17 protein-coding genes and 1 tRNA gene are annotated in these 16,757 nt (G+C 66.8%); 13 read left to right on the top strand and 5 right to left on the bottom strand.

All coding sequences use genetic code 11. The annotated features are described in order from the left end of the window. The first annotated feature begins 44 nt into the window (after positions 1-44). The 5 genes from ACTWQD_RS10060 (at position 45) to ACTWQD_RS10040 (ending at position 4,435) form a co-directional block, all read left to right on the top strand. Positions 45-680, top strand: coding sequence for a CDP-alcohol phosphatidyltransferase family protein (locus ACTWQD_RS10060; RefSeq protein ID WP_443195995.1), 636 nt, complete (start codon positions 45-47; stop codon positions 678-680). Continuing rightward, positions 680-1,585 carry a DMT family transporter gene (locus tag ACTWQD_RS10055; RefSeq protein WP_443195994.1) on the top strand — a complete coding sequence of 302 codons (906 nt, stop codon included), beginning with the start codon at positions 680-682 and terminating at the stop codon, positions 1,583-1,585. The genes ACTWQD_RS10060 and ACTWQD_RS10055 overlap by 1 nt, the downstream gene beginning before the upstream one ends. A 101-nt stretch (positions 1,586-1,686) precedes the next feature. Further along, positions 1,687-2,883: a glycosyltransferase gene (locus ACTWQD_RS10050; RefSeq protein ID WP_443195993.1), complete on the top strand. Its 1,197-nt coding sequence runs from the start codon at positions 1,687-1,689 to the stop codon at positions 2,881-2,883. Between the two features lie 75 nt (positions 2,884-2,958). Next, positions 2,959-3,032, top strand: a tRNA-Ile gene (locus ACTWQD_RS10045). A 212-nt stretch (positions 3,033-3,244) separates the two neighbouring features. Then, entirely contained in the window at positions 3,245-4,435 is a 1,191-nt protein-coding gene (locus ACTWQD_RS10040; RefSeq protein WP_443195992.1) for an acyl-CoA dehydrogenase family protein, read from the top strand. A 126-nt stretch (positions 4,436-4,561) separates the two neighbouring features. Here the strand turns inward: ACTWQD_RS10040 and ACTWQD_RS10035 are convergent, their stop codons facing one another. Continuing rightward, entirely contained in the window at positions 4,562-5,128 is a 567-nt protein-coding gene (locus tag ACTWQD_RS10035; RefSeq protein ID WP_443195991.1) for a M23 family metallopeptidase, read from the bottom strand. A 439-nt stretch (positions 5,129-5,567) separates the two neighbouring features. On the opposite strand from ACTWQD_RS10035, the gene rpsB reads away from it, so the two are divergent. From rpsB to ACTWQD_RS10005, 6 genes are all read left to right on the top strand, one after another. Beyond that, positions 5,568-6,434: a 30S ribosomal protein S2 gene (gene rpsB, locus ACTWQD_RS10030; protein ID WP_443195990.1), complete on the top strand. Its 867-nt coding sequence runs from the start codon at positions 5,568-5,570 to the stop codon at positions 6,432-6,434. Positions 6,435-6,591: 157 nt separating this feature from the next. Further along, positions 6,592-7,428, top strand: coding sequence for a translation elongation factor Ts (gene tsf / locus ACTWQD_RS10025; protein WP_443195989.1), 837 nt, complete (start codon positions 6,592-6,594; stop codon positions 7,426-7,428). A 206-nt stretch (positions 7,429-7,634) separates the two neighbouring features. Then, a complete protein-coding gene (gene pyrH, locus ACTWQD_RS10020) occupies positions 7,635-8,372 on the top strand; it encodes a UMP kinase (protein WP_066434642.1) in 738 nt (245 codons plus the stop codon). A gap of 116 nt (positions 8,373-8,488) precedes the next feature. After that, positions 8,489-9,046 carry a ribosome recycling factor gene (frr, locus tag ACTWQD_RS10015; protein WP_066434645.1) on the top strand — a complete coding sequence of 186 codons (558 nt, stop codon included), beginning with the start codon at positions 8,489-8,491 and terminating at the stop codon, positions 9,044-9,046. After that, entirely contained in the window at positions 9,046-9,966 is a 921-nt protein-coding gene (locus ACTWQD_RS10010) for a phosphatidate cytidylyltransferase (RefSeq protein WP_443195988.1), read from the top strand. The genes frr and ACTWQD_RS10010 overlap by 1 nt, the downstream gene beginning before the upstream one ends. Before the next feature lie 82 nt (positions 9,967-10,048). Then, on the top strand, positions 10,049-10,627 hold the full coding sequence (locus ACTWQD_RS10005; RefSeq protein WP_443195987.1) for a DivIVA domain-containing protein: 579 nt from the start codon (positions 10,049-10,051) through the stop codon (positions 10,625-10,627). Positions 10,628-10,633: 6 nt separating this feature from the next. Here ACTWQD_RS10005 and ACTWQD_RS10000 read toward each other — a convergent pair whose 3' ends face one another. The 4 genes from ACTWQD_RS10000 to ACTWQD_RS09985 are packed head-to-tail and all read right to left on the bottom strand — an operon-like array spanning position 10,634 to position 14,479. After that, the gene (locus ACTWQD_RS10000) at positions 10,634-12,100 is read right to left on the bottom strand and encodes a sodium/solute symporter (RefSeq protein ID WP_443195986.1); all 1,467 of its coding nucleotides are present in this window, start codon (positions 12,098-12,100) and stop codon (positions 10,634-10,636) included. 7 nt (positions 12,101-12,107) lie between these two features. Beyond that, positions 12,108-12,503 (bottom strand): hypothetical protein, encoded by a 396-nt coding sequence (locus ACTWQD_RS09995; RefSeq protein ID WP_443195985.1) that lies wholly within the window; start codon positions 12,501-12,503, stop codon positions 12,108-12,110. Continuing rightward, positions 12,500-13,219 carry a LytR/AlgR family response regulator transcription factor gene (locus ACTWQD_RS09990; protein WP_443195984.1) on the bottom strand — a complete coding sequence of 240 codons (720 nt, stop codon included), beginning with the start codon at positions 13,217-13,219 and terminating at the stop codon, positions 12,500-12,502. The genes ACTWQD_RS09995 and ACTWQD_RS09990 overlap by 4 nt, the downstream gene beginning before the upstream one ends. Before the next feature lie 42 nt (positions 13,220-13,261). Continuing rightward, complete coding sequence (locus tag ACTWQD_RS09985) at positions 13,262-14,479, bottom strand: sensor histidine kinase (protein WP_443195983.1); 1,218 nt, start codon at positions 14,477-14,479, stop codon at positions 13,262-13,264. A 219-nt stretch (positions 14,480-14,698) separates the two neighbouring features. On the opposite strand from ACTWQD_RS09985, the gene ACTWQD_RS09980 reads away from it, so the two are divergent. Continuing rightward, complete coding sequence (locus tag ACTWQD_RS09980; protein ID WP_443195982.1) at positions 14,699-15,079, top strand: DUF485 domain-containing protein; 381 nt, start codon at positions 14,699-14,701, stop codon at positions 15,077-15,079. Continuing rightward, complete coding sequence (locus tag ACTWQD_RS09975; RefSeq protein WP_443195981.1) at positions 15,076-16,695, top strand: solute symporter family protein; 1,620 nt, start codon at positions 15,076-15,078, stop codon at positions 16,693-16,695. The genes ACTWQD_RS09980 and ACTWQD_RS09975 overlap by 4 nt, the downstream gene beginning before the upstream one ends. Positions 16,696-16,757: the final 62 nt, after the last annotated feature.

Genomic DNA, 16,757 nt, shown 5'->3' with positions numbered 1-16,757 from the left:
AACTGCAGCCCCCGATCGTTGCCGGCCACGGAAAGGCGGACAGGATGAAGTTCATTGGCGCCGGTGCCCGGCCCGGCCAGGCCCAGATCCATCACGACAGGATCTTCACCGTCCCCAATATCCTGACCGTGGTGCGGTTCCTCGGGGTCCCGCTCTTCATCTGGCTCGTCCTGGGGGTCCAGGAATACGGTTACGCCGCCCTCGTCCTCGCGGTCATGGGCAGCACGGACTGGGTCGACGGTTACGTCGCCCGCCGGTACAACCAGATGTCCAACCTGGGGCGGATCATGGACCCCATCGCGGACCGGCTCTCGCTCATCGCCGTCGCCGTCACGCTCGTGATCGCCGGCGTCCTTGAATGGTGGTACCTCGCGGCCCTCCTCATCCCGGACGCCATCCTGCTGGCCCTGTCCCTCTACTACTTCCACGGCCACCCCGACCTGCCCGTGAGCAGGATTGGCAAGATCCGGACGGCCCTCCTGCTGCTCGGTACTCCGCTGCTGGTCCTCTCGAAGCTTCCGGTCCCCGGCACCGAGGTGTACTTCGTGGCCGCCTGGATCTGCCTGGGACTCGGACTCGTGGGGCACTGGATCGCCGGCTACAACTATTTCTGGGCCATCATCCGCAAGGGCAGGAGCGTAAAGAGTTCCGGGTCCGACGCCGACGGCGGCACCCGCTGATGGTGTGGTTCGCTGTCCTGCTGGCTGTGCTGGGCGCGTTCTGCCTCGCCATCGGAGCCCAGCGCCAGGGCAGCGCCGTCAAGGCGGACACCGGGGGACTCGCCCTCAGCAGCCACGGCCTGCTGCGCCTGCTCCGCAATCCCCGCTGGGTGTTCGGCCTGCTGCTGCTCACGGTGGGCATGGCGATGAACGCCGTCGCCCTGGTCATGGCCCCGTTGACCGTGGTGCAGCCAATCGGAGCGATCGCACTCGTCATCACCACCATCGTCAATGCCAAGGACCAGGGCCTCAGCATCAACCGGGCCACAGTGGTCGCCATTTCCGCGTGCGTCACGGGTTCTGCCCTCTTTGTCATTCTGGCGGTCAATGTCACCCAGGAAAACCACCAGGTCAGCTCCTCCGACGAGCTGACCGTCGTGCTGCTGCTGGCCTTGGCCGTCGGCCTGTTCGGGACCCTCGCCCTGGTGTTCAAGCACCGGATGAGCGCGTTCATCTACATCCTCGGCGCAGGCATCCTCTTCGGCTTCGTTGCCGTCCTGACCCGCATCATCGGCAAGCACTTGCTGGACCCGAACGGCCTGGGCGTGCTGAACGTGCCCTGGTATTCGGTGGTAGCGATCGCGGCCGCCGGCGTCCTCGGCTCGTGGTTTGTCCAGAACGCCTACGCGGGCGGCCCGCCCGACCTCGTGATCGCCGGCCTGACCGTGATCGACCCGATCGTCGGCATCGCGATCGGGATCACCATCCTCGGCGAACTGCGCCCCGATGTCCACGCCGTGACGGCGATTGCGATGGGGGCGGCCGGTTCGCTTGCTATCGTGGGAGTGATCGCTTTGTCCAGGCACCACCCCGAAGTCACCAAGCGCAAGAAGGAAGCGCGGAAGGCAGCGGGACGGGTGTCCTAGGGCGACCAGACGTCAGCAGCAGGCCCGTCAGGCCTGCGCCGACGGCCGGCAGGCCGCGCCAGTCCCAGCGGCCCGCACCGTGACCACCAGGAGTTCTCCACGTGACCATGCCTGACAACCAGCGCCCCCTGACCATCCTGATTGCCGCGGACACCTACCCGCCCCACGTCAACGGTGCGGCCATGTTCGGCTACCGCCTGGCCAAGGGAATGACGGCCCGCGGCCACGATGTCCACGTCCTGGCCTGCCGTGCCGACAAAGGCAAAAGCTTCTCCGAGTTCAACGCCGAAGGCACAGTCCACCGGATCCGGTCGCACTCAGTTCCCACGCACGAATACTTCCGGATCACGTTCCCCTGGGAGATCAAGAAGGAAATCAGCCTGCTGTTCGACCGGATCCAGCCGGACGTCGTGCACATCCAGAGCCATTACATGATCGGTGAGCACGTCCTGTACGAAGCCGTCCGGCGGGGCGTCCGGATTGTGGCGACCAACCACTTCATGCCGGAAAACCTCAACCCCTTCCTGCCCTTCCCGCAGTGGTTCAAGGACATTGTTGGACGCATCTCCTGGAAGGACATGGGCAAGGTGATGGGCCAGGCCGATGTGGTCACCACTCCCACCCCCCTGGCGGCCAAGGCCATGCACCAGCACGCCTTCCTGCGCCAGGTGCTGCCGCTCTCCAACGGCATCGACTCCGCCGCCTACGAACTTGAGCCGGGGGAGGAAGTGGAGCGCCACAGCAGCCCCACGGTCCTGTTCGCCGGCCGCCTCGCGGAGGAAAAGCACGTCGACGTGCTGATCGACGCCGTGGCCAAGACGCCCAAAGAGCTGGACGTGCACGTGGAAATCGTCGGCGGCGGCGAGGTCAGGCCGGCCCTCGAGGCCCAGGTCCGGCGGCTGGGCCTTGAGGACCGGGTCAAGTTCCTGGGGCTGGCGAGCGACGCTGAGCTCCGCCGCGCCTACATCGCCGCGGATCTGTTCTGCATGCCCGGCACGGCCGAACTGCAGTCCCTGGTGACGCTGGAGGCCATGTCGGCCTCCACGCCGGTGCTGCTGGCGGACGCCATGGCGCTGCCCCATCTGGTGCGCGACGGCGAAAACGGTTACCTGTTCACGCCGAACGACAGCGACGACCTCGCGGCCAAGATGGTCCGCGTGCTGTCCCTTCCGGCGGATGAGCGTGCGGCGATGGGCAAGGCGAGCCGCGGGATTGTGGAGAGCCACAGCCTGGAGCGCACCCTGCAGGCTTTTGAGGACATTTACCGCGGGGCAAGCTACGACGACCTCGTGGTCTGAAACGGGCCACTACTATTGCTAGAGTGATTTCCGCCCGGAAACCACCCGGCCCGGCCGGGCGGTTTCCGGGCCCACGGGGCTATAGCTCAGCTGGTTAGAGCGCGGGACTCATAATCCTAAGGTCCTCGGTTCAAGTCCGAGTAGCCCTACTTTCCTGCGGACCCGTTCCGGAAATCCGCACCCACGGGAGCCGTGGCTGACGTCCGACGTCGGCCACGGCTCCTTCCGTTTTTCTCACTTCCTATGGTGCGCGTCACTTGCGGTGTCCGTCCGGGGTGCGGTAAGTTACTGGTGAGTAACATCCCGCTGGCGCGAAGCCCGCGCCATTCTGGTCGCTGCTGATCACACGTGAAGGAACACCATGTCCAAAGCTGACATCGACATCAACAACCTCCCTTACGCCGATGGCGACTTCTTCGCCTTCGAACAGCTGCTCAGCGGCAAGGAGCAGGACCGCCTCGCCGAGGTGCGCGCGTTCCTGGCCCGCGAGGTCAAGCCCATCGCCGTGGACTGCTGGAACCGCGGCGAGTTCCCGATGGACCTGATCCCCAAGCTCGCCGAGATTGACCTGGTCAGCCCGGTCCGCCGGCAGGGCTACTCCAACCTCTTCGCCGGCATCATGCATGCCGAGGCGACCCGGGCCGACACCTCCATCGCGACCTTCCTGGGCGTGCACGACGGTCTCTTCACCGGCTCCATCGAAGCCCTTGCGTCCCAGGAGCAGCAGGACGCCTGGCTGCCGGACATCTACTCGCTGAAGAAAATCGGCGCCTTCGGCCTGACCGAACCCCTCGGCGGCTCCGACGTCGCCGGCGGAACGCGGACCACCGCCCGCCGCGAGGGCGACAGCTGGGTCCTGAACGGCGCCAAGCGGTGGATCGGCAACGCCACCTTCTCCGACTGGGTGGTCATCTACGCCCGGGACGTCGCCGACAACCAGGTCAAGGGTTTCCTCGTGGACACCAAGACCGAGGGCTACAGGGCCACCAAGATCGAGAACAAGATCTCGCTGCGCACCGTGCAGAACGCCGACATCACCCTCGAGAACGTTGTGGTGCCGGACTTCTTCAAGCTTGCGAACGCGAACAGCTTCCGCGACACGAACAAGGTCCTGAAAGTCACCCGGCTGGCCGTCGCCTGGCAGGCGGTGGGCCAGCAGCTGGCCGCGTTCGACGTTGCCCGCCGCTACGCCGTCGAGCGCAGCCAGTTCGGCCGCCCGATCGCCTCCTTCCAGCTGGTCCAGAACCAGCTTGTGCAGATCCTGGGCAATGCGGTCAGCTCCATGGGAATGATGGTCCGCCTCTCCCAGCTGGAGGACCTCGGCCAGGCCAAGGACGAGCAGTCCGCCCTGGCCAAGGCCTTCACCACCGCTCGGATGCGTGAAAGTGTTGCCCTGGGCCGCAGCATCCTCGGCGGAAACGGGATTGTGACCGACTACGAAATGGCCAAGGTCTTCTCGGATGCCGAGGCCATCTACTCTTACGAGGGCACCCACGAGATCAACACCCTCGTCACCGGCCGGGCGATCACGGGAATCTCCGCGATCGTCTAGGAGGCGGCCGCACGGCGGAGCCGGCCCCAAGACGCTCCGTCCGTGCGGCCGGCACCCCCGCCGTCGTTCCGTCCCTGGGCGCCCTATCTTCACTCACCGGTGCCCCTCACTTGGGAGCGGGCGCCCTCACCCGGGAGCGGGATCGAGGGGCGGCAGCAGGACGGAGGGCCGGAGGTCAGTCACGAACGCCAGCGGGTTGAGGTATTCCCCGCCGCGGCGTACGCCCCAGTGGACGCACGGCGCCGGAGTGCAGTGGCCCGGCAGGACTGACCCCAGCACGTCCCCCTCGGCAACGGCGTCGCCCGCCGCAAGGTGGCTGCGCACCGCCTCGAAACTGCTCCGCAACCCGTTTCCGTGGTCGACGGTAATGACGGGACGGTCCACCACGACGCCGGCGAAGCTTACGGTCCCGGCGGCCGGCGCGGTGACCGGGACGCCGTCGTGCGCGGCCCCAAGATCCACGCCGCGGTGGCCGCTCAGCCACGGGCGGGCCGGCGGGTCAAAGGCGCGCAGGAGCGCCGGCCTGGGCTCCAGCGGCCAGCTCCACCAACCGCCGTCAGCATCCGGGCCCGCGGTAACGCCGGGGGCCACGGCCGGGCCGGAACCGCCCGGCACCGCAGGAGGGGACAAGGCCGGGGGCAGGACTGAGAGCAGGGCGGCAGCCACCGCGGCCCTGAATGCCGGAGTCTTCATCCACCCAGCCTGCCGTTGCCTGCTGATCTGAAGAAGCACCCGACCGCGTTATGTGGATAGCCAGGCGTGGCGAGGCCCCCCCGGAAACGGTGCAATCCGGCACCGGCCCTGTAGTACACTTGGTGGAGCAGTTTGCTGTGCCCTCACGCGCGGTCAATTTACTTGATCAATTCTTGATTGTCCACGCCGGCACGCCTCATTCAGGGGTGCGGGGGAGCAGCAGCTGACTACGCGTATCCAGCCCTCCTCATTCGAAGCCTGAACTCTTCAGATGCGGTGGACTGCGCCTCTTTCGGTCCGGGCCTGTGGTCCGGGTAAGTCGCGCAGTGGATGCCAGGAGCACCGCCCGCCTGGGTGTTGCTAATCAACCGTCAACTATTGGCAGGGTAAGAGTGCCCCAGGGCTCTCTCATGAATGACCTGCCGGAAGGAGCGCCGGCATGCCCGTCGTAACCATGCGCCAGCTGCTTGACAGCGGCGTCCACTTTGGACACCAGACCCGTCGTTGGAACCCGAAGATGAAGCGCTTCATCTTCACGGAGCGCAACGGCATCTACATCATTGACCTGCAGCAGTCGCTGTCCTACATCGACCGTGCCTACGAGTTCGTGAAGGCCACCGTTGCCCACGGCGGCACCGTCCTCTTCGTCGGCACCAAGAAGCAGGCGCAGGAATCCATCGCCGAGCAGGCCACCCGCGTTGGCCAGCCGTACGTCAACCAGCGTTGGCTCGGCGGTATGCTGACCAACTTCCAGACGGTTTCCAAGCGCATCCAGCGCATGAAGGAACTCGAAGAGATCGACTTCGACGACGTCGCCGGCTCCACCTACACGAAGAAGGAACTGCTGCTCCTTCGCCGCGAACTCACCAAGCTGGAAACCAACCTCGGTGGTATCCGCAACCTGACCAAGGCGCCTTCCGCCCTGTGGATTGTTGACACCAAGAAGGAACACCTTGCCGTCGACGAGGCCAAGAAGCTGAACATCCCGGTTGTTGCCATCCTCGACACCAACTGCGATCCGGACGAAGTCGACTTCCCGATCCCGGGCAACGACGACGCCATCCGCTCCGTCAACCTGCTGACCCGCGTTGTTGCTGACGCCGTTGCTGAGGGCCTGATCGCCCGCAACCAGCGCGCCACCGGCACCACGGAAGCTCCGGAAGAGCCGCTGGCCGAGTGGGAGCGCGAGCTCCTCGAAGGCAGCAAGACCGAAGAGGCTGCTGCCGCTCCGGCTGCAGAGGCCGCTCCGGCTGAAGAGCCCGTTGCTGCCCCGGCTGCCGACGACGCCGCCGGCGAAGCCAAGTAGCCAGACCCGCCAGCCTGCTCCCGGGCTGACAAATAAATCCGGATCTCCCTCCGCGCCCGCAACGGCGCCGGGGAACTGACAGGATGGCCGCTCACCAGGTGAGCAGCCGTCCTGTCAGTCCGTACACCACACTAAATTTCTAGACAGAGGGGTTCACATGGCGAACTACACTGCTGCTGATATCAAGGCTCTGCGCGAGCGCACCGGCGCCGGCATGATGGATGTCAAGAAGGCTCTTGACGAAGCCAACGGTGACGCCGAGAAGGCCATCGAAATCATCCGCATCAAGGGCCTCAAGGGCGCTACCAAGCGTGAAGGCCGCTCCACCGCTGAAGGCCTGGTTGCTGCCAAGGTCGCGAACGGCGTCGGCGTGATGATCGAAGTCAACTGCGAGACCGACTTCGTCGCAAAGGCTGACAAGTTCATCCAGCTCGCCGACAAGGTCCTGGCCGTTGCCGTCGAGTCCGGCGCTGCCGATCTCGAGACCCTGCTGGCCACCGAGGTCGACGGCAAGCCGCTGTCCGAGGTTGTCGTCGAAGAGGGCGCCGTTCTCGGCGAAAAGGTTGTTGTCCGCCGCATCTCCCGCATCGAGGGCGCAACGGTCGACGCTTACCTGCACAAGACCTCCAAGGACCTCCCGGCCCAGGTCGGCGTCCTGTTCGCTGTTGACGGCGAAAGCGAAGCCGCTGCTACCGCAGCCCACGACGTTGCCGTGCACATCGCCGCGATGTCCCCGAACTACCTCTCCCGCGAGGACGTTCCGGCCGAGCTCGTTGACTCCGAGCGCCGCATCGCCGAGGAAACCGCCAAGGCTGAAGGCAAGCCGGAAGCTGCCATGACGAAGATTGTGGAAGGCCGCGTCACGGGCTTCTACAAGGGCGAGGTTCTCCTCGACCAGGCATTCGCCAAGGATGCCAAGAAGTCTGTCGCCCAGGTCCTCGAAGAGGCCGGCGTCAAGGGCACCGCATTCACGCGTTTCCGCGTCGGTTCCTAGTCAGACACCAGTCGGGCATTAGCCAGACACGCTGAGGGGGTGGTCACTGCGGTGGCCACCCCTTTTGCATGCATCCGGGACGCCGTCCCGGGAGGGACGGTCCGGTAAGGCCGGGCAAGATCCGAAAAAGCCGGGACCGGGCGGAAATGACGCCTTTGGTCCCCGGCACGATACCCTTTTTCAGAGTTCACCAACGGGAAGGCACCATGGAAACCGTCACCACTTCAGCCCAGCCAAAGAAGAGCCGGCGCCGAGTCCTGTTGAAGCTTTCCGGCGAGGTCTTCGGGGGCGGGAAACTGGGCGTCGACCCTGATACCGTCCGCGGCGTGGCCAAGCAGATCGCCGCAGCAGTTCCCGACGTCGAAGTTGCGATCGTCGTCGGCGGCGGAAACTTCTTCCGCGGCGCCGAACTCTCCCAGAGCGGCATGGACCGCTCCCGCGCCGACTACATGGGCATGCTGGGCACGGTGATGAACTGCCTGGCGCTCCAGGACTTCCTGGAGCAGGCCGGAGTCGAAACCCGTGTGCAGAGTGCCATCACCATGGGGCAGGTCGCCGAGGCCTACATTCCCCGCCGCGCCATCCGCCACATGGAAAAGGGCCGTGTCGTCATCTTCGGCGCCGGCGCCGGACTGCCGTACTTCTCCACTGACACCGTGGCCGCCCAGCGCGCCATGGAGGTCCATGCCGACGTCGTCCTGATGGCCAAGAGCGGCGTCGACGGCGTCTACACCGCCGACCCCAAGAAGGACCCCACGGCCGAGAAGCTGCACCGCCTCAGCTACGACGACGCGCTGCGCCGCGACATCCGCGTGATGGACCAGACTGCCATGACCATGTGCAAGGACAACAACCTCACCATGGTGGTGTTCGGCATGGAAGGCGAAGGCAACGTCACCCGGGCCATCCGCGGCGAGGACCTGGGCACCGTCGTCACCCCCTAGCAACGGCTAGGATGTTTTCAGGACATTTCCGCACCTCGAAGCCCGGGGTCCGGAACGCAATCAAGACCGTGCAGCACCCCGCCAGCGGCGGGTGCACCAATTTCTGAGGAGAGACCGTGATCGAAGAAACCTTGCTCGAAGCCGGGGACAAGATGGACAAGGCGGTTGAAGTAGCCAAGGAAGACTTCGCCTCGATCCGTACCGGCCGCGCCAACCCGGGCCTCTACAACAAGGTCCTGGTCGACTACTACGGTTCGCCCACGCCGCTGCAGCAGCTGGCATCGTTTGCCATTCCGGACGCCCGCACCATCCTGATCACTCCGTTCGACAAGACCGCCCTGCGGGACATCGAACGTGCCCTCAGCGACTCCGAGGTCGGAGCCAACCCGTCCAACGACGGCAACGTCATCCGCATCACCATTCCGGAACTGACGTCCGAACGCCGCAAGGAGTACGTCAAGATCGTCAAGTCCAAGGGGGAGGACGCCAAGGTGTCCATCCGCAACATCCGCCGCAAGGCCAAGGAAACCCTGGACAAGCTGGTCAAGGACGGAGAAGCGGGCGAGGACGAGGGCAGCCGCGGCGAGAAGGAACTGGACGCCATCACCAAGGCCCACGTCGACGGCATCGACGAGCTGCTCAAGCGCAAGGAAGCCGAGCTGCTAGAGGTCTGATGACGCAGGAACAGGGGGACCCCGGCGCGGACGTCCGGGTGCGGGGGAAGCAGCGGAGGAACCCGACGCCGAAGGCCGGAAGGAATCTTCCCGCCGCCATTGCCGTGGGCCTTGGCATGCTCATCGTCGTCCTGGGCGGACTGCTGTTCCTGCCGTTGGGGTTCGTGCTGATCGTCACCTGCTTCGGCGTCTTCGGCGTCTGGGAGATCTTCCGCGCCCTGGAGGCCTCGGGCACCAGGCTGCCGATCATCCCCGTGATGACCGGCACCGTGGCAATGCCGGTGGCCGCCTACTTTGGCGGGCCGGAGAGCCTCCTGTTCGCGATGATGCTCAGCAGTGTTGCGGTGCTGATCTGGCGGTCCCTCGAGGGTGCTGCCGGTTCGGCGCGCAGTATCTTCGCCGGCGTCTTTGCCCTGGCGTGGGTTCCGTTCTTCATCAGTTTCGCGGTGCTGCCGCTGCACACACTGGTGGGGGAGACCCCGGTGGGGTTGTGGCCCGACGGCGTCGTTCCCCCCGGGGCGTGGCAGATCGCCACGCTCCTGATGCTTGTGGTCGCCAACGACACGTTCGGCTACCTCGTCGGTGCGTCGCTCGGTAAACACCCGATGGCGCCGAAGATCAGCCCCAAGAAAAGCTGGGAAGGCTTCGCCGGGTCCGTGGCCGGCGCGACGGCGGTCGGAGTGCTCGCGGCCGTTTTCCTGCTGGACAAGCCGTGGTGGGTCGGTGTGGTGCTGGCCGTCGGCATGGTGGCCGCGGCCACCGCCGGCGACCTCGCCGAATCCATGGTGAAGCGCGAACTCGGGATCAAGGACATGAGCAGCATCCTCCCCGGCCACGGCGGGGTGATGGACCGGTTGGACTCGATCGTCTTCGCGTCCCCGGTGGCTTACATTCTCTACTCGGTCTTTGCCGGCGCGTAAGGCTTCTTGCCACCCACCCGCCGGGCCCTAGAATGGTGCCGGGCAAACCGGCCGAACGGCATTAAAGGAAACAATAGTTACAGTGGACATTCAACGGCAGATTCCTGCTTCCTTTGACCGCGTGCAGCGGAACCAGTACGGCTACAACGCCAAGCAAGTGGACCAGTTCATGCAGCGCGCACGGGTGTCGTTCGAATCCCCCAGCTCGGCAGCCAGGCCCGTCAAGAGCGGGGATGTCAGGAGCGTCTCCTTCGACCCGGTCAAGGGCGGCTACTCGGCAGCGGACGTGGACGCGGCGCTGGACCGGCTCGAGGATGCCCTGGCGCTGCGGGAACGCGACGAACTGGTCGCCGAACGCGGCGAGGAGGCGTGGCTTCGCGAGATCGGACGGCTCGCCGGCATCCTCCGCGGACGGCTGCACCGTCCCGACGGCCAGCGTTTCCGGCGCCCGGCCAAGGCCAAGGCGCGCAGCTACAACACCACCGACGTCGATGATCTCTGCCACGACCTGATCGGCTACCTCGAGGAGGACCAGCCACTCAGTGTGGACAACGTCCGGCGGGCAGTGTTCCGCCCCGCCGTCGGCAAGGACGGCTACGAGGAGAACCAGGTGGACGCTTTCCTGGACCGCGTCGTCGAACTCATGGCCGCCATCGACTGAGCGTCTTCAGCGCTCTGTGGCCAGCGGCCGCTCCGGGGTGTGCAGCCGGGTCATCAGCCGCGTGATGGTGCGCGGTACCCGGTCCCGGGTGGCCCGGGAGGCCAGGACCATCACGGCGAAGGCAGCCGGCACCGTCCACGCCGCCGGCTGCGCCAGCCAGGTCGGGGTTCCGCCGGCACCCAGCACCGCTCCGGCCACCATGGCCCCGCCGCACAGCGCGGCTCCCGTCACCATCCCGGCGATGGCGCCGGTGTCCGTGAGCCCGCGCCACCAGATGCCCAGCAGCAGAACCGGGCAGATCGTGGACGCGGTGAACGCAAACACCAGGCCAACACTTCCGGCCAGCGCCAGCGACCCCGTCATCGACGCGATGCCCAGCGGGACCACCGCCGAGATGACGGCGGCCCGGCGGAAACCCTTGACGCTGCCGCCGAAGAGATCCTGGCTGATCACGCCGGCCAGCGAGACCACCAGCCCCGAGGTGGTGGACAGGAACGCCGCAAACGCCCCGGCCACCACCAGCGCGGAGAGCAGGTCCCCGGCCGTCCCGCCCACCAGTTCCCCGGGAAGCAGGAGCACCAGCGCGTCCGCTTGCCCGCTTTGCGCCAGGTGGGGTGCGAACATCCGGCCCACCAGCCCGTACGCCGTCGGGAACAGGTAGAAGACTGACAGCAGGCCCAGCACGATCAAGGTGGTCCGGCGGGCCGACTGGCCGTCCGGGTTGGTATAGAAGCGCACCAGCACGTGCGGCAGCCCCAGGGTTCCAAAGAGCAGCGCCACGAGCAGCGAGATGTTCTGGTACAGCCCGGCCGGGGCCGCGCCGGTGGGATTCGTCGAGGCCGCCGCCACTGCCGGAGTTCCGGAGTCCGCGAGCACGAAGAGGATGAACAGGATGGGCACGGCCAGCGCCGTCAGCTTCAGCCAGTACTGGAACGCCTGCACAAACGTGATGGACCGCATCCCGCCGGCCACCACGGTGACGCAGACGACGGCGACCACCGCCACCTGCCCCACCCAGGCCGGCAGTCCGGTAGTGGCCCGGATGGCCAGCGCCGCACCGTGGAGCTGCGGAACGATATACAGCCAGCCCACCATCACCACCACAACGCTGGTGACCCTGCGGACCACCCGCGAATCGAGTCGCGCCTCGGTGAAGTCGGGAATGGTGTAGGCGCCGGACCGGCGGAGCGGTGCAGCGACGAAGAGCAGCAGCATCAGGTAGCCGGCGGTGTAGCCCACCGGGAACCACAGGGCGTCCGTGCCGGAGAGGAGGATCAGTCCGGCCACGCCAAGGAAGCTCGCGGCCGAGAGGTATTCACCGCCGATGGCCGACGCATTCCACCAGGGCCGCACGGTCCGGGAAGCCACATAGAAGTCCCCGGTGGTGCGCGAGATCCGCAGCCCGTAGAAACCGATGACGGCGGTGGCGAGCGACACGGCGGCAAACGCGGCGATGCCGACGGCCGGATTCACGGGCGCCTCACTTGTCGCCGAGGAGGTCCCGGTAGCGGGCCTCGTTCCGGGCCGCCGTCCGGATATAGAGCCAGGCGCTGAGCCCGATCACCGGGTAGATCCCCGCCCCCAGCAGGACCCAGTCGAACGGCAGGCCCGCCAGCGTGGAGTCGGCGAGGCCCGGAACGATTCCCAGCATGAGCGGGAATGCCGCCAGGATCAGCAGGAAACCCGCCGCTACCACCACCCCCAGCCGCAGCTGCGAGCGGATCAGCGAGCGGACAAACACCTGGCCGGCGTCGGATTCCTCGGCGGCTTCCCGGGCATCGGCGGGCTGCCGCCCGCCGGGAAGCGCGGTGGCGCTGCCTGCTGTGGCACTGCCGGCATTCACGCTTCGCGGCGCGGTGACGCGGACGCGGGTCATGACTGCGGCCGGATCCGGGTGGTTTCAAGCTTCTCCCGGACGGACGGCAGGTGCCGGCGGCTGATGGGCAGCTCGGCCCCCGCCACCGTGACACTCGGCCGGGTGGCGGCAAGCTTCATGTGGCTGACGTGGTTCAGCGCGATGAGGTACGAGCGGTGGATCCGGAGGAACCCTGCGTCGGCCCACTGCTGTTCCAGGTCGGCCAGCGGGACGCGGATGAGGTAGCTCGCGTCCGCGGTGTGCAGCCTCGCGTAGTCGCCCTGGGCCTGGACGTACGTGACGTCCTCGCGGCGGATCATCTTCGTGGTGCCGCCCAGGTCCACGGTGATCATCTCCGGCGGCGGGGCGCCGTCCTTGAGCAGTTCGCAGATCCTGCCGACGGACTTCGCCAGCCGTTCGGCCCGGACCGGTTTCAGGAGATAGTCGACGGCGGCCAGTTCGAAGGCCTCCAGAGCGCAGTCCTCGTCGGCGGTGACGAACACAACGGCGGGCGGTTTGCTGCTGCGCGAGATCACGCGCGCGATGTCCAGCCCGGAGAGCGCCGGCATGTGGATGTCGAGGAACACGGCGTCGACGTCCTCGGCTTCGAGGGCCCGCAGCGCCTCGGCACCGGAGGATGCGCGGTGAATGGTGCCGATCCGGTCATCCCTGCCGAGCAGGAAGGCCAGTTCCTCGACAGCGGGCAGCTCGTCATCGGCGACGAGGACGTTAATCATGGTTCAAGACTACTGCCGCGGGTACCGGGGCCGGCCGCAGGCTCAGGCGTCGTGGCGGGGCTGGGACTTGGGGACGCGCATGGTGATCAGCGTTCCTTCCCCGGGCGCCGTCTCGATCACCAGTCCGTGGTCGTCGCCGTAGACCTGCCGCAGCCGGGCGTCGACGTTGCGCAGGCCCACATGGTCGCCCTCGCCGTGCCCCGCGAGGACAGCCCGCAGCTGCTCCGGGTCCATGCCGACGCCGTCGTCCTCGATGGTCACCTCGGCGAAGGCACCGGAATCGTTGGCCGTGATGGTGATGTGGCCCGGGCCCTCCTTGGCTTCCAGCCCGTGCCGGACGGCGTTTTCCACCAGCGGCTGCAGGCTCAGGAAGGGGATCACCGTGCTGAGCACCTCCGGGGCGATCCGCAGGCTGACCTGCACGCGGTCGCCGAAGCGGGCCCGCTCCAGCAGCAGGTACCGGTCAATGCAGCGCAGCTCCTCAGCGAGGGTGGTGAAGTCACCGTGCCGGCGGAAGGAATAGCGGGTGAAGTCGGCGAACTCCACCACCAGTTCCCGGGCCCGCACCGGGTCGGTGTTGATGAAGGACGCGATCGCGTTCAGGGAGTTGTAGATGAAGTGCGGGCTGATCTGGGCCCGGAGCGCGCGCACCTCGGCCTCCATCAGCAGGGTGCGGGACGCGTCCAGTTCCGCCAGTTCCACCTGCGTCGCAACCCAGTCGGCCACCTCGCTGGTGGCCCGGACCAGCCCGGCGCCCGCCGCCGGCGCGAACGCCGCCACCACCCCCACCACCCGTGTCCCGGCCTTGATCGGGGCGATCACCGCGGCGCGTTCCACGTCCGGGCGGGTGGCGACGGCGCCCTTGCCCTGGGCGAGTTCCTGCACCTCGCCGGCCGGAATCACGGCCGTGTGGCCGCCGTCGAACACCCCTGCGGACAGGTCCATCAGCAACGGCTTGAGTTCCTCGCCGGCGCCGTCCCAGGCGAGGACCCCGGAGGCGTCCGTGATGGCCAGTGCGTCGCAGCCCAGCAGGCTGCGCAGCTGGCGGCTCGCCTTCGCGGCGCCGGCCGGATTGAGCCCGGTCCGCAGGTGCTGGCCGGCCCGGGAGGCCGTGTGCAGCGTCTTGTAGGTGGCCCGCTCCGCGTCCGTGCCGAGCTCCCGGAAGGAGCGGAGCACTTTGAGGCCGACGGCGACGACGACGGCGATTGCCGCGGCGATCACGGCGATTGCCGCGGCGGTGAACAGGGGAGAGTCGGGCATGGGCCCAGCGTATCGCGGGAGGTGCGGGCGGGAACCGCTGACTGCAGCATCGGAACCGCTGACCGCAGCATCGGGACCGCTGAGCGACGCAGGGCGCGGTGAATCTGGAATGTAAGCCACGTCACGCGAGACAGTGATTGCAGTCACATTGGCCGGAGGGCTGTACGGAGCAGGCCAGGGCAGCCGGTGTGGATTCGCCAGTCTCAATGAGGAGGAACGATGGGTCACGAAGCCCAAGAAACGGACGCTGCGGCGGCCGTGGACTTCAAGGAAGTCCAATCGACGCCGCGGTTCCAGCAACTGCGCACGCGCCACCGCAGCTTTGTTTTTCCGATGGCCATTGCATTTCTGCTCTGGTACTTCGCCTATGTCCTGCTGGCCGACTACGCGGTGGAGTTCATGTCCACCAAGGTCTGGGGCAACATCAACATCGGCCTGATCCTGGGCCTGCTTCAGTTCGTGACCACGTTCGCCATCACCGGCTGGTACGTCAGCTACTCGAACCGGAAGCTGGACCCCATCGCCGCCGAAATCCGTGAGGAAATCGAAGGCCACGAGTTCGACAAGCACGGCAACCGAGTGGGCGGATCTGCACAATGACAACATTTATGGTTCCCGCGGTCGACGTCGCCGCACTTAAAGACACCACCCTGCTGAACATGGGGATCTTTGCCCTGTTCGTGGCGGTCACCATGGTGATCGTGTTCCGCGCCAGCCGGAACAACAAGACCGCCGCCGACTACTACGCGGCCGGACGGTCCTTCACCGGCTCACAGAACGGCACCGCGATCGCCGGCGACTACCTGTCGGCCGCATCCTTCCTGGGCATTACCGGCGCCATCGCCATCAACGGCTACGACGGGTTTATGTACTCCATCGGATTCCTCGTCGCCTGGCTGGTCGCCCTGCTGCTCGTTGCCGAGCTGCTGCGCAACACCGGCAAGTTCACCATGGCCGATGTCCTCTCCTTCCGGCTCAAGCAGCGCCCCGTGCGCATCGCCGCCGCCATCTCCACCCTGGCGGTCTGCTTCTTCTACCTCCTGGCGCAGATGGCCGGGGCCGGCAGCCTGATCTCGCTGCTGCTCGGCATCAGCGACTGGGGCGGACAGGCGCTGGTGATCATCGTCGTCGGCGCCCTGATGATCATGTACGTCCTGATCGGCGGCATGAAGGGCACCACCTGGGTCCAGATCATCAAGGCCATCCTGCTGATTGCCGGTGCCGCGGTCATGACCCTCTGGGTCCTGGCAATCTACGGCTTCAACCTCTCCGCCCTGCTCGGCGGCGCGGTGGAGACCGCGGGCAACCCGAACATCCTCAACCCGGGCCTGCAGTACGGCAAGTCCGAGACCTCCAAGCTGGACTTCGTGTCCCTCGGCCTGGCCCTGGTCCTCGGCACCGCGGCCCTGCCGCACGTGCTGATGCGCTTCTACACGGTCCCGACCGCCAAGGAAGCCCGCAAGTCCGTGGTCTGGTCCATCTGGCTGATCGGCCTGTTCTACCTGTTCACCCTGGTGCTCGGCTACGGTGCCGCGGCCCTGGTGGGCGCCGACACCATCAAGGCCGCCCCGGGCGGCGTCAACTCCGCCGCGCCGCTGCTGGCCTTCCACCTCGGCGGACCGCTGCTGCTCGGCTTCATCTCCGCGGTGGCCTTCGCCACCATCCTGGCCGTCGTCGCCGGCCTCACCATCACGGCGGCGGCGTCGTTTGCGCACGACATCTACGCCAACGTCCTGGCCAAGGGCACGGCCGATCCCGACACCGAGGTCAAGGTGGCGCGGAAGACCGTCGTTGTGATCGGAGTGCTGGCCATCATCGGCGGCATCTTCGCCAACGGGCAGAACGTGGCATTCCTCGTGGCGCTGGCCTTCGCCGTGGCGGCGTCGGCCAACCTGCCCACCATCATCTACTCGCTGTACTGGCGCCGCTTCACCACCCAGGGCGCCATCTGGAGCATGTACGGCGGCCTGGGCTCGGCAGTCATCCTGATCGCACTGTCCCCGGTGGTCTCGGGAGCGAAGACGTCCATGATCCCGGGCGCCAACTTCGCGATCTTCCCGCTGAGCAACCCCGGCATCGTCTCCATCCCGCTCGCGTTCTTCCTGGGCTGGCTGGGCACCGTGCTGGACAAGAAGCTGGAAGACACCACCAAGCAGGCCGAAATGGAGGTCCGTTCCCTCACGGGTGTGGGCGCCGAGAAGGCCACCAACCACTAAACGGCGCCGGCCTCCCGCCGGCCCAACACAGCAAGAGCCACACAGCAGGAGCCCCCGTGCAA

The sequence above is a fragment of the Pseudarthrobacter sp. 1C304 genome (assembly GCF_052245515.1).
Lineage (GTDB): Bacteria > Actinomycetota > Actinomycetes > Actinomycetales > Micrococcaceae > Arthrobacter.
Note: the sequence above shows the minus strand (reverse complement) of the source record. Positions and strands in the feature narration are given on the sequence as shown.